Origin of the sequence: Providencia sp. PROV205, assembly GCF_028479505.1 — a bacterium.
In the GTDB taxonomy this organism is placed as follows: Bacteria; Pseudomonadota; Gammaproteobacteria; order Enterobacterales; family Enterobacteriaceae; genus Providencia; species Providencia huaxiensis.
On record NZ_JAMPNU010000006.1, the window covers coordinates 125,442 to 137,614 of the forward strand.

Below are 12,173 nucleotides of genomic sequence, written 5' to 3' on the forward strand. Positions count from 1 at the left end.
TTCTTGGCTGATATTCAAAAGTTATCATCTATTTTCTGAATATAGGCAATTTTTATTGATATAACCACATGTTTTTCATGGTTGGCTGAAATTCCAATGTGTTTGGCGGTTTTTCGAAAGTTGGCAGGCAGGGAAATGATTACTCTAGCGCGGCAACCTAATGTATGCCAGAGGTAGAGTTATCATGGAAAATTATCACGATCAGGCGGATAGCAAGAGTTTGATTGACCCCATAACCCGTCGTCGGTTTATTCAAGGCAGCTCTGCACTCATGGCTGTCCCATTTATTGCCACAAACACAGTCGCATCGACACCAGAAAACCCGAATATCATCCCAACCACAACGCTGGAAAATAACGGTGAGCGAGTGGTCTCGACCTGCAGTAGTTTTGACTGCGGTGGCAAGTGTGATATTCGAGCACATGTTAAAGAAGGTGTGGTGACACGAATTAGTACCCGTCCAGATGCCGATTTAGACGAAGAGATGCCAATCATGCGTGCTTGCGTGCGCGGCCGCAGCTATCGAAAATTTGTTTATCACCCAAATCGCCTGAAATACCCAATGAAGCGCGTGGGTAAACGTGGCGAAGGGCGCTTTGAGCGCATTAGTTGGGAAGAGGCGACAACATTGATTGCTGACAATATGCAGCGTATCAATGCCCAATATGGCCCTGCATCACGCTTTGTGAGCCTCAGTACCGGGGTGACTGGGGGGATTTTCTCAGGTGCGAATATGTTGCGTCGGTTGTTTAATATCACGGGTGGTTTTTTAGAAAATTACCACTCAGTGAGCAATGGCAATACCATGGCGGTTACGCCTTATACCTATGGCACGTCAGCAAGTGGTAGCACGCTAGACACATTAGAAAATACGCCATTGGTGATCTTGTGGGGACATAACCCGAACGAAACCATTTTTGGCCATACTAATCATTATTTCCAAAAAATGAAAAAAAATGGCACCAAATTCATTGTGGTTGACCCACGCTATTCGGATACCGCATCGTCATTAGCCGACCAGTGGATCCCCATTTTGCCGACCACAGACAACGCGATGATGGATGCCATGATGTATGTGATCATCAGCGAAGGTCTTCATGATCAGGCCTTTATTGATAAATACACCTTGGGGTTTGATGAGCACCAGATGCCTGAAGGCATCCCTGAAAATGAGTCATTAATTGCTTATTTAATGGGAAAAAAAGATGGTGTGGTGAAAACCCCAGAGTGGGCGGAACCCATCACGAAAGTCCCCGCCGATACCATTCGTCAACTGGCTCGCGAATATGCCAATACAAAACCAGCGGCCTTAATGCAAGGTTGGGGCCCCCAGCGCCATATCTGTGGTGAACGCTCTGCAAGAGGTGCCACGCTATTAGCCACCATCACCGGAAATGTAGGCGTGAAAGGGGGTTGGGCTGCGGGCTATGGTATGGCAGTCACCCCTGACTTACGTAAAACATTAGCGGGGCCGAGCTTATTTGAAAACCCAGTCAAAGCAAAAATCAATATCACCAATTGGGTACAAGCTTGTGAGAACAAAGACCTTGTGACGCCAAATAATGGTTTAAAAAACGCAGAAAAACTCGATACGGAAATCAAAATGATTTTTTCGTTGGCGGGTAACTATATGACTAACCAGAACCCCGACATTTTGCATGCGGCTAACGTTCTGGAAGATGAAAGTAAAGTTGAGTTTATTGTTTACAGTGACTTATACATGACACCTAGCGCCAAGTATGCCGATGTTTTACTGCCTGAAACCAGCTTCTTAGAACGTTGGAATGTGGGGGGGACATGGGGAACGGGTAACTACATTATTTTGTCCGAGAAAGTGATTGAGCCTGAATTTGAGCGCCGTAGTGACTATGAATGGTTACGTGACGTAGCTGAAAAACTTGGGGTTGGTGAGAAATTCAGTGAAGGGCGCACAGAAAAAGAGTGGATTGAACATTTAGTCAATGACGCTCATCAGAAGCGCCCAGAAGACGACATTCCAACGTTTGATGAGTTGCTAATTAAACGTCGCCATCTATTAAAACATAAACCCCATACTGGCCATGTCGCCTTTGAGAAAAATATTAATGATATCGATAATAACCCGTTTGAAACGCCATCTGGAAAAATTGAAATTTTTTCTCAGCGTCTTTATGAACGTCATGATGTGGAGATCCCTGCATTATCTCATTACGTACCTGCCATTGAAGGGCCAGAAGACGAGCTAATTTCACGTTATCCATTGCAATTAATTACTTGGAAAGGCCGTAATCGTGCCAATTCAACGCAATTTGCGAACCCGTGGCTACAAGAAGTGCAGCGCCAAGAGTTGTGGATCAACCCCATTGATGCCAAAAAACGAAATATTACGGATGGAGAGCGCGTCAAAGTGAATAACGACCGCGGTATCACTATGGTGCCCGTCAAAATCACCCAGCGGATTATGCCCGGAGTGGTGGCTTTACAAGCAGGAGCATGGTGGCAACCTGATGAAAATGGCGTTGACCAAGGCGGTTGCGCTAACGTTTTAACATCAGCCCGTAGCACCGCAATGGCACATGGAAATGCCCATCAAACCTTATTGGTGGAGGTAAGCAAAGCATGAGTAAATTTCACGTTTATCCCGCGATAAGCAGCAAACAGCTTGGTTTTTATATCGACTCTGCACGCTGCTCAGGTTGTAAAGCCTGCCAAGTCGCGTGCAAAGATAAAAATAACCTTGATGTCGGGCGCAAATATCGTCGCGTATATGAAATCGCTGGCGGTGAGTTTATTGAAAATGGCTCTGGGGGATTGGTGAATAACGTCTTTGCTTATACGTTATCCATTTCATGCAACCACTGCGCCGACCCAATGTGTGTGAAAAACTGCCCGACAACGGCAATGCACAAACGTGAAGGGGACGGTATCGTGATGGTCAACACAGATAAATGTGTGGGTTGTGGAACTTGTGCGTGGTCTTGCCCCTATGGCGCACCGCAAATGAACCCGGAAACCAAGCAAATGTCGAAATGTGATTTTTGTATCGACTTACAACTAAAAGGGGAGCAACCCGTCTGCGTCGCCACGTGTCCATTAGGGGCAATTCAGTTTGGCCCGATAGATGAATTAAGACAACGTTATGGCGAGCTTGCGGATGTTCGTGGGCTACCGGACTCATCGATTACGCATCCGAATTTAGTGATCCACCCGCACCAAGGGGCTGGCCGTACTCAAAACTCTCAAGGAGAAGCCAAATGAATGAATGGCCACTATTGTTATTCACATTTTTGATGCAAACATCCATTGGGTTGAGTGTGATGTTAGCGCTTTTCGCAAAAAAATTATCAGCGGCGTTGGGCCGTAAAGTTAATGCACAATTTTTGTTGTGGTATATGTTTGTCGCCTGTGTCTTCGCGGGTATTGGTTTGTTGTCTTCAATTACCCACTTAGGGGTTCCTTTGAATGCGCCTAATTCATTGTTGAATATTTTTTCATCATGGTTAAGCCGTGAAGTGGTGTTTACTGCCACCTATTTTGCTTTTCTTGGGCTGACCTTTCTATGGCTCTGGTTCAAAAAGGAGCTGTCGTATCTGTTACTTGGTTTAGCGATTATCGCTGGGCTGTGTGATGTATATGCCATGGCTTCAATTTATCGTTATACATCAATGTTAACGTGGATGAATGATAATACCTATTTGATGTTCTACGGCACGATGTTAACTGCGGGAGCTGCTGGGTATTATTTATTAATCAATTTGTTATTGCGTTTTCATGCAGGATCGCCAGCGGCGCAAGTTTCAACTCGCGGGTTATGGATACTGTGGGCAGTGATTGGCATTAGCTTGTTAGTCCGTTTAGCTTATCAACCTGCCTATGAAAGTTACTTAGTTAGCACGAGCTATAATAATGAATCTATTACATTTCCTATCGACTCTATTCATGCCTACCAAGGGATTTGGTCGCTGCGTATTACAAGCTGGGTTGTTGGAATATTGTCGGTGATTGTATTGGGGTATGGGTTATTTCGCCATATGCGACAGACTGCGAGTGGGGTTATGTCTTCGAGCAGCAAAGGGTATTTAGTGGTGGGTTGTGCGGCTGCCATGATTGCTGAATTTATGCTGCGCTACTGTTTTTACACTATTCATTGATAAATAACGGCATATTGCTTAGGAAATTATCTTTTTCATGATCCATTTTTCACACTACGCAGCTGCGTTTAATATCTTAGGCACGTGCTATTTATTTTCACCAAATGACGATGCAAGCCGTTATGCGATAAGCTTTTTCAAGTTAAATGACTTTGCATCTCAATGGCCTTGTAAGATCAGTGCTCAGCTTAGTGAACGTATCTCGGCATCACTAAACATCGAAGCTGCGGTACTCCACACTCAATGGACAGATTTATTTATTGGTCCCGAAGCATTACCGGCCCCACCATGGGGCTCGGTATATCTCGACCCTGAAGGGGTATTGCAAGGATCCTCCACGGTGGCATTAAGTGAATTTTTAAAACGCGAACGCTTGAAAATACAAACTCACTATCCAGAACCTTCGGATCATGTTGGTTTAATGTTATTTCAAGCGGCAGTGTTGGCTTCACAAGTCAGGGAAGCCGCATTAAAAGAATTGCTAAATGACCATTTGGCTAATTGGTTACCACAATTTTACCAGCAATTAAATCGAACAACATGTAGCCCATTTTATAACGCATTAACGGAATTAACACTGGTTACTGTAAGGTCATGTTTATAATATTATTCAGTATATTTGACTGTTTAATGGTTAATTAAACGTAATATTTGAATGGGTGAAAAGTTAACAAAATTTAATCAAATGAAAATTGATTTAGTTATAAGAAATGCAAATTAAAATGATTCTTACTTTAGCTTTCTAAGCCATAATACATTTTTAAGCCATACTACTTAATGATGTTTTTGGATATCCATAGGGGGTATAAAGTGGTCAATTTATTAAATCGTTTGTTGTCCCATGAAGATGCAGGCAGGTTGTTATTGCGCCTTGCTGTGGGTGGGCTCATGTTATTTCATGGCATGAGCAAATTAATGACAGGAGCGAGTGGTATTAAAGCGCTGCTGGCTTCTTATGGGTTACCTGAATTTATCGCTTATGGAACCATTTTAGGTGAAGTTGTTGCCCCTATTTTCATTATTTTAGGGATTTTAACTCGGCCATCTGCATTATTAGTCGCCTTCACTATGGTGGTTGCATGGCTGATGATTGGGCTAGATAAAACATTCTTGCTCGATAAAACAGGTGCATGGGCGATTGAAAGTATTGTGTATTTCTTCTTGAGTGGTATTGCGTTGGCATTTTTAGGTGCGGGTAAATATTCCATTATCAAAAACCCGAACTGGCGATAAATTAGTTTTTCTTTCGTGTTTGACATTGCCTTTGAAAAAAGACCATCAAAATTTTTCTGATGGTCTATTTTTTTGCCCAAACTACGGGAAGTTCAAGACACGTGATTTTTTTGGATTGCTGGTTATTTAAGCTATTTTAGCTATAATAGCTAATCAAGCCATTTTATATTGTAGGTGATGTATGGAAACGATCCCCGCACAAGTCGCTAAAAATCAATTTGGTGATTTGTTGATGAAAGTTCAGCGTGCACCTGTTGAAATAAGTAAGCATGGGAAGCGCGTTGCTGTTGTTATCTCTCCAGATGAATATGACCAGCTAATGCAGTTAAAATTACAGAGTTTAAAAGCGGTTTTGGCTGAATCTATTGCGCAAGCAGAACGCGGTGAACTTCATAGCATTGATGATGTATTTGCTCCGCTAACTATGGACGAACTTGAAAATAAGGCTTAAGGATGAGCGTTAAGTTTACTCATAAAGCGAAAGGACATATCCGCTCAATTCAGCTGTATTCTCTGCGTAGATGGGGAGCTAATGTTGCTGAGGCTTATGCGAATTCATTACGTGTGACAATGACGGATATACTCGTGAACCAGCCATCTCTTGGCCGTGATCGTAGTGAAGATTTATATTTAGGCGTTTTTAGCTTCCCTGTTGAAAGCCACATTATTTATTATCGAAAAGCGCTTGAAGGCATTGAAGTGCTAGCGGTATTGCATCATACACAGGACCCAAACTCTCATTTATAAAAAGCCGGGTGGCAATAAGTTTTGTTTTTAACTAATTAATATCATTAAGGCAAATGGTATTAGAAATTTTCTGATGGTCTGTTTTTGGAAAAATTAGTTTACTCAATATCTTTGCGAAGCGCTTTGCAGTAATTAAACTCTCGTATTGCACATTTAAAAAGTAAATTTAATATCACTATGGGGCATTGGTGTAAGGTTGCACGCCTATTTTTATAGGAGGTCCATGGTTCGAATCCTGGATGCCAAAACGGTTTAATATATTAAAACGGTTTTGGCATCAGGATTTTATATAGCCTATAGGGGAGGGAACATTGACAGAAATAAGACGCAGGGTAGACTCCCTTTATGTCTGTGACCCTTCCTCATATATAGGTAAAATAAGGGAATATCACCGACAAAATTTCGAGCAGGTTGGCAATGGATTGCGTCATGTAGAGGGGCAGTTAAGAAAAGCCATTGCATCTTCAGCGTATCAGAATATACAAGACGATGTTTTAACATTCACTCGTTTGTATTCAATGTTATTATCCGTATGGTGTGAAGCTAGGTTGCATGTGCTTATTTATGAGGAAAGTGTCTTTACAGAACATGAACGTAGCATTATATACAACCAAAATAGTTTAGAGCAAAGATGGCTAACGGCTCTTGCAATAGCGGTTAAAAAGAATGGAAACATTCAGTTTGAAGAAGATGCTAATGAAGATAGCTTAGGAATTATCCTTTTTACGATATATGAGCGAATAAAAACATGGATTAGTGGGCATTTAGCGCCTGTGATTAGAAATCGAAATAAAGTTGCTCATGGTCAATGGTTAAAACCTTTTCAGAATACTCAAGATGAGTGGGTAAATTCAACTTCATTTACTATCTGTTCCCAATCAATTCAAGACTTTAAAAAAGATAGTATTCTTTTTACTAATGAAAAAATAAAATTGCTTAACATCATTTGTGGTGCAATTAATAGCATAGCTATTGGTAGTGGGCATAAAAAATATAATGTACAAAGTTTTGATGAAATTAATCGCAACGTAAATAAGCAAATAGATAAAATAGAACATATTGATTATTTAGCATTTGTAAAAAGAACTCAGAAATCTTACAAAGAGCAATTTGATGAGTCTATTTCTAATACCACAGGTTAACTTATAGAATATAGGCCTTATCATGTAAGATATAGCCTATATTCTAATACTTAAGCTTAACCCTTCACACACACCACTTGGCGTAGGGTATGAACAATTTCTACTAATGATGATTGAGCTGCCATAACTGCGTCGATGTCTTTGTACGCCATCGGTATTTCGTCAATCACGTCACTGTCTTTTCGGCATTCCACATGGGCGGTAGCCATTTTTTGGTCGCTGACTGAGAAACGTTTTTTCGCCTCTGTTCGGCTCATTACGCGTCCTGCACCGTGGCTACAGGAACAAAAGCTTTCTTCATCACCTAAACCGCGCACGATAAAACTTTTTGCTCCCATAGATCCTGGTATGATCCCCATTTGGCCTTTTCGCGCTGACACCGCGCCTTTTCGGGTTACCAGTACTTCTTCACCAAAGTGCTGCTCTTTTTGCACATAATTATGGTGACAATTTACGGCCTCTTGTTGGGTCGTAAATGGTTTTGGAATTTCACGCGATAGCGCTTCCAATACGCGGTGCATCATCACTTCACGGTTATGGCGCGCAAAATCTTGCGCCCATCCGACCGCTTCCATATAGTCATTAAAGTGCACGCTTCCTTCTTCAAAGTAAGCAAGGTCTCTATCAGGCAAATTAGCGATATGCTGTTGCATATCTTTTTGCGCCAACGTGATAAACAAGTTACCAATCGCGTTTCCCACACCTCGCGACCCGCTATGTAACATTACCCATACACGGTCTTGTTCATCCAAACACAGCTCAATAAAGTGATTTCCCGTTCCCAATGTTCCTAAGTGGTTGTAATGGTTCGTCTGACGCAGTTTTGGGTATTTATCACAGATACGTTTGAACTCTTCATCCAAGTGCGCCCAGTGGCTATCAACAATATCTGGTGTACGATGCCAAGCCCCCTTATCACGTCCATGTCGATGTGTGGTTCGACCGTGCGGTACTGCAGCTTCGATAGCAAAACGGATATTTTGCAAGCTATCAGGTAAATCCGATGCCGTTAAAGACGTTCGCACGGCAATCATTCCACAACCAATATCCACCCCCACTGCCGCAGGGATAATCGCTCCTTTGGTTGGGATCACGCTCCCAATAGTTGAACCTTTCCCTACATGCACATCAGGCATTACGGCTAGGTGCTTAAAAATAAACGGCATTTTTGCGGTGTTTTGTAGTTGTGTTACCGCTTTAGGGTCAACGGGTACACCGTTGGTCCACATTTTTACAGGCACGCCATTTTCTTGAATTAATTCGTTGAATTTATTATTTATCATTATTTATTCCTTAATTTTTACTAATCCGTTTAATACTTGGTCTAGACCGCCGTAAACAGAAATTTGGTCGATCCGATGTGCGATACTTTCTAAGGTCTCAAGCTCTTTTAAACGCAGTGCAACGGGGTTGTTTTCCATCACTTTTGCAGTATTTAACAGTGAGCGCGTTGCGGCGGTTTCTTCGCGGCGGCGGATCACGTTCGCTTGTGCCGATTTTTCGGCTTCTACCACTTGGGATAAAATTGTTCTCATATCCCCTGGTAAAATGATGTCTTTTACACCGATGCTATCAATTTCTAGGCCAAACTCAGCCACACACTGCACTACTTGAGTTAGCATCAATTCATCAACTAACTGCTTGTTTTCTAACAATTCATCTAAGGTTCGAGTACCAACGATTTCCCTTAATGAAAACTGTAATTCACGGTATAAATGCTCTACAGGCTGACTCAATTTTGAGAATGCCAATAAAATATCGTGATAACGCCAGTTAGCACACAGATTGATCCGCAGTGTGACTTTGTCTTTGGTTAAAATCTCTTGCCCGCTGACTTCTAATGACTGTAAACGGGTATCAATCACCTCAACTTCGGGTGTGCGTTCGATACGCCAGTAGCCATAAGTACCCGGTTCAAGCAAGTTTTCGACTTCACCATCAATTTTCAGCACGCCCATATGCCATGCAGGTACTTGAGCGACTAAACATAGCTCATGACCTTTAATACGCTTTTTGCCACTTAAACGTTGTATCAAGGTTTCTGATAACACGATTTCACCGACCTTCTGTTTCTCAACCTTCAAGCTATCACCGACTTTCCAGTACAAACGTCGAGTCGCTGGGGATAAAATTTCAACCAAATTATGGTGTGAATATAAAAAGCCAACTTCATCATCCGATAAATCAATATCGACCCCGTGGGATGCTATCCAATCTGGGTGATATTGGCGAATTTGTTCCGCTAATACGTAATCGACTGGTTTATCAATAGATTGCGAGCAAACATCAATGACCTGTATTTCTGGTTTTTGCTTGATATTCCAATATCCATAAGTTCCAGTTTCTAATAAACTTTTTATCTCACCATCAACTTTAAATAAGCCAAGTTTCCCTGCGGGAATTTGCGTGATCAGGCACAGTTCACGGCCTTTAATGTCTTTCTTGTGTACTAACGCGGCGGTTAATTCGTTGGACATTTTAAAGTCAGCGATACTTTGCTTCTCAACCCGTAATGTATTGGTCATTTTCCAATATAAACGGCGCGTTTGTGGCGCAATGACCTCAATTAAACGATCATGCAAATATAAAAATGCGACTTCATCATCGGATAAATTGATATCAATGCAATAGTCGACAACCCACTGCTGATGATATTGGCGCAAATGCTCTGCCAGTTTATGTTCAATTGGTTCGTCATTTAATGGATACATGGTGACTGTTAATTTGTTAAACCAATCATTCACTTTGTGCTCACCAGCTAATAATAGGTGCTGAAAATCGCCATTTTTTTCAGTTAATGCGATAAGTCCTTGAGCTACATTTATTTTTTTCATTATTTTTCCTTTTTTATATTTATCCGCTACTGAAGAAAAAAGCGAAGTAGTGAGGGAAAAAGTAGAGCGCCAAAACTGGCTGTCTAAATTTTTGCTCATCACTCAGCGTGGCTCCCGAGTAGCGGCTTTAAGCTTAACTTCAGCTCGTTGTTTTACGTTTTGGAGACGTTAGTTTCAGGAGTCGAACCTGATAGCTTTGCTATTACCAAAAGGTATCTTACCGACGGCGGCATACAGACCATGCAGTGACTAAGTCACCATGTCTACACCGGTTGAACGCGAAGTTCAGACAATTTCCGGCAGTGGATGAATAGAGTATTGCCAGAAGCATGCCAACTTTTTAAAAAATGGGATAAAAATTTTTATCAAATTGAAATATAAGTAAAAAATAATTTTAAGATAAAGGTGGGTAACATTGGCGTGGTAAATGGATTATGCTATTTATTATCTTTTTATATCGTAATTTATAAATTTATATAAATACTATGAGTGAAAAACGTAAGGTTGTTATTGGGGTATTGGGCACCGTACTAGACAGGCGAGGCAAAAAAGCCAACCGCTGGACAAAATGGCGGCCAACGGTTGGCCTTTGCCAACAGCCTGATTTGGATATTGGTCGTTTTGAATTACTTCATCAGGTGAATGACTATAGCATGGCACACCGGGTGAAAGAGGATATTGAGCAAGCCTCTCCCAATACAGAAGTGGTGCTGCATGAGGTGGATATTGCTGACCCGTGGGATTTCGAAGAGGTGTATACCTCATTACTGGATTTTTCTTCGCATTATCAATTTGATACTGATAATGAAGAATATCTGGTACACATCACGACGGGTACCCATGTGGTACAAATTTGTTGGTTTTTATTAACGGAAGCTCACTATTTACCTGCCAAATTAATTCAAACGTCACCGAGCCAAAAAGGGCGAGAAAAAGACCCTATCGGTATTCATACCGTGATTGACCTTGACTTAAGCCGTTATACCCATATCACCAGCCGTTTCCAAACAGAGCAGCAACAGCAGGTTTCGTTTTTAAAATCGGGTATTGCCACCCGCAACGCGGCATTTAATACCATGATTGAGCAAATCGAACGTGTCGCGCTGCGTTCTAAAGCCCCGATTTTACTCAATGGGCCAACGGGGGCGGGGAAGTCTTTCTTAGCTAGGCGAATTTATCAACTGCGTGAAAGCCGCCACCAAGTTAAAGGGCGTTTTGTGGAAGTAAACTGTGCCACCTTACGTGGTGATAACGCCATGTCGACGCTGTTTGGTCATGTGAAAGGGGCATTCACAGGGGCAATCAACCCAAGGCGTGGGTTACTGAAAGAAGCGGATGGCGGCATTTTATTTCTTGATGAAATTGCGGAGCTAGGCCTTGATGAGCAAGCAATGCTACTGAAAGCCATCGAAGAAAAAAGCTTTTTCCCTTATGGTTCAGATGAAGAAATTCACAGTGATTTTCAATTAATTGCGGGGACTCACCGTAATTTGGCGCAGCAAGTGGAGGAGGGCAAATTTCGTGAAGATCTATTTGCCCGTATCAATATGTGGACGTTTGTGTTACCGGGCTTGCGTGACCGCCGTGAAGACATCGAGCCAAATGTGGATTATGAATTAGCTAAGTTTTGCCAAGAGCAACAAAGCCAAATCCGTTTTGATAGTGAAGCTCGCAAGGTGTATGCGAAGTTCGCCTGTTCCCCGCAAGCCCTGTGGCGTGGTAATTTCCGTGAACTGGGCGCATCTATCAGCCGGATGGCCACTTTTGCCGAACGCGGGCGCATTACCAAAGCGGTGGCCGAAGAGGAAATTGGCCGCTTGCAAGCCCAATGGCAAACAAAATCAACCAATACATTACCCAAGCAAATTGGTGAGATTGATTTATTCGACCAACCACAGTTGGCAATGGTGCTTGAAGTTTGCCGCCGTTCATCTTCCTTGTCAGAGGCGGGGCGTGAGCTGTTTGCCGTTTCACGGCAACACAAAAAACAGCCCAATGACGCGGACAGGCTGCGAAAGTATCTCGCCAAATTTGGTCTGGATTGGGATGAGGTGAAGGGTAGGTAAAGGGAATTGATAATAAAAAGC

Annotated in this window: 11 protein-coding genes; 9 read left to right on the forward strand and 2 right to left on the reverse strand. The window is 42.3% G+C overall.

The features are described 5' to 3' along the window. Positions 1 to 184 precede the first annotated feature (184 nt). The 8 genes from PR800_RS06605 (at position 185) to PR800_RS06640 (ending at position 7,252) form a co-directional block, all read left to right on the forward strand. On the forward strand, positions 185 to 2,602 hold the full coding sequence (locus PR800_RS06605) for a DMSO/selenate family reductase complex A subunit (protein WP_195698141.1): 2,418 nt from the start codon (positions 185 to 187) through the stop codon (positions 2,600 to 2,602). Beyond that, complete coding sequence (locus PR800_RS06610; protein ID WP_102139131.1) at positions 2,599 to 3,237, forward strand: DMSO/selenate family reductase complex B subunit; 639 nt, start codon at positions 2,599 to 2,601, stop codon at positions 3,235 to 3,237. Before PR800_RS06605 ends, PR800_RS06610 begins: the two co-directional genes overlap by 4 nt. Further along, positions 3,234 to 4,130 (forward strand): dimethyl sulfoxide reductase anchor subunit family protein, encoded by an 897-nt coding sequence (locus tag PR800_RS06615; protein WP_272530430.1) that lies wholly within the window; start codon positions 3,234 to 3,236, stop codon positions 4,128 to 4,130. Before PR800_RS06610 ends, PR800_RS06615 begins: the two co-directional genes overlap by 4 nt. 37 nt (positions 4,131 to 4,167) lie before the next feature. Further along, positions 4,168 to 4,734 carry a molecular chaperone TorD family protein gene (locus tag PR800_RS06620; protein ID WP_166267273.1) on the forward strand — a complete coding sequence of 189 codons (567 nt, stop codon included), beginning with the start codon at positions 4,168 to 4,170 and terminating at the stop codon, positions 4,732 to 4,734. Positions 4,735 to 4,907: 173 nt separating this feature from the next. Next, complete coding sequence (locus tag PR800_RS06625) at positions 4,908 to 5,363, forward strand: DoxX family protein (protein WP_244974779.1); 456 nt, start codon at positions 4,908 to 4,910, stop codon at positions 5,361 to 5,363. A 181-nt stretch (positions 5,364 to 5,544) separates the two neighbouring features. Continuing rightward, positions 5,545 to 5,814 (forward strand): type II toxin-antitoxin system Phd/YefM family antitoxin, encoded by a 270-nt coding sequence (locus PR800_RS06630; RefSeq protein ID WP_166267275.1) that lies wholly within the window; start codon positions 5,545 to 5,547, stop codon positions 5,812 to 5,814. Between the two features lie 2 nt (positions 5,815 to 5,816). Beyond that, complete coding sequence (locus PR800_RS06635; protein WP_272530431.1) at positions 5,817 to 6,110, forward strand: type II toxin-antitoxin system RelE/ParE family toxin; 294 nt, start codon at positions 5,817 to 5,819, stop codon at positions 6,108 to 6,110. A gap of 311 nt (positions 6,111 to 6,421) precedes the next feature. Further along, entirely contained in the window at positions 6,422 to 7,252 is an 831-nt protein-coding gene (locus PR800_RS06640) for a hypothetical protein (RefSeq protein ID WP_210844204.1), read from the forward strand. A gap of 56 nt (positions 7,253 to 7,308) precedes the next feature. On the opposite strand, the gene PR800_RS06645 is transcribed toward PR800_RS06640, so the two are convergent. Then, positions 7,309 to 8,535: an RtcB family protein gene (locus PR800_RS06645; protein WP_102139126.1), complete on the reverse strand. Its 1,227-nt coding sequence runs from the start codon at positions 8,533 to 8,535 to the stop codon at positions 7,309 to 7,311. Between the two features lie 3 nt (positions 8,536 to 8,538). Then, on the reverse strand, positions 8,539 to 9,612 hold the full coding sequence (locus tag PR800_RS06650; protein WP_439652722.1) for a slipin family protein: 1,074 nt from the start codon (positions 9,610 to 9,612) through the stop codon (positions 8,539 to 8,541). A 959-nt stretch (positions 9,613 to 10,571) separates the two neighbouring features. Between PR800_RS06650 and rtcR the strand changes: the two genes are divergently transcribed. After that, entirely contained in the window at positions 10,572 to 12,152 is a 1,581-nt protein-coding gene (gene rtcR, locus PR800_RS06655) for an RNA repair transcriptional activator RtcR (protein ID WP_272530434.1), read from the forward strand. The last annotated feature ends 21 nt before the right edge of the window (positions 12,153 to 12,173 follow it).

Excerpts from the sequence above, each read along its gene's own strand:
- PR800_RS06605 (WP_195698141.1), top strand. The coding sequence starts at position 185 with ATGGAAAATTATCACGATCAGGCGGATAGCAAGAGTTTGATTGACCCC.
- PR800_RS06610 (WP_102139131.1), top strand. The coding sequence starts at position 2,599 with ATGAGTAAATTTCACGTTTATCCCGCGATAAGCAGCAAACAGCTTGGT.
- PR800_RS06615 (WP_272530430.1), top strand. The coding sequence starts at position 3,234 with ATGAATGAATGGCCACTATTGTTATTCACATTTTTGATGCAAACATCC.
- PR800_RS06620 (WP_166267273.1), top strand. The coding sequence starts at position 4,168 with ATGATCCATTTTTCACACTACGCAGCTGCGTTTAATATCTTAGGCACG.
- PR800_RS06625 (WP_244974779.1), top strand. The coding sequence starts at position 4,908 with ATGATGTTTTTGGATATCCATAGGGGGTATAAAGTGGTCAATTTATTA.
- PR800_RS06630 (WP_166267275.1), top strand. The coding sequence starts at position 5,545 with ATGGAAACGATCCCCGCACAAGTCGCTAAAAATCAATTTGGTGATTTG.
- PR800_RS06635 (WP_272530431.1), top strand. The coding sequence starts at position 5,817 with ATGAGCGTTAAGTTTACTCATAAAGCGAAAGGACATATCCGCTCAATT.
- PR800_RS06645 (WP_102139126.1), bottom strand. The coding sequence starts at position 8,535 with ATGATAAATAATAAATTCAACGAATTAATTCAAGAAAATGGCGTGCCT.
- rtcR (WP_272530434.1), top strand. The coding sequence starts at position 10,572 with ATGAGTGAAAAACGTAAGGTTGTTATTGGGGTATTGGGCACCGTACTA.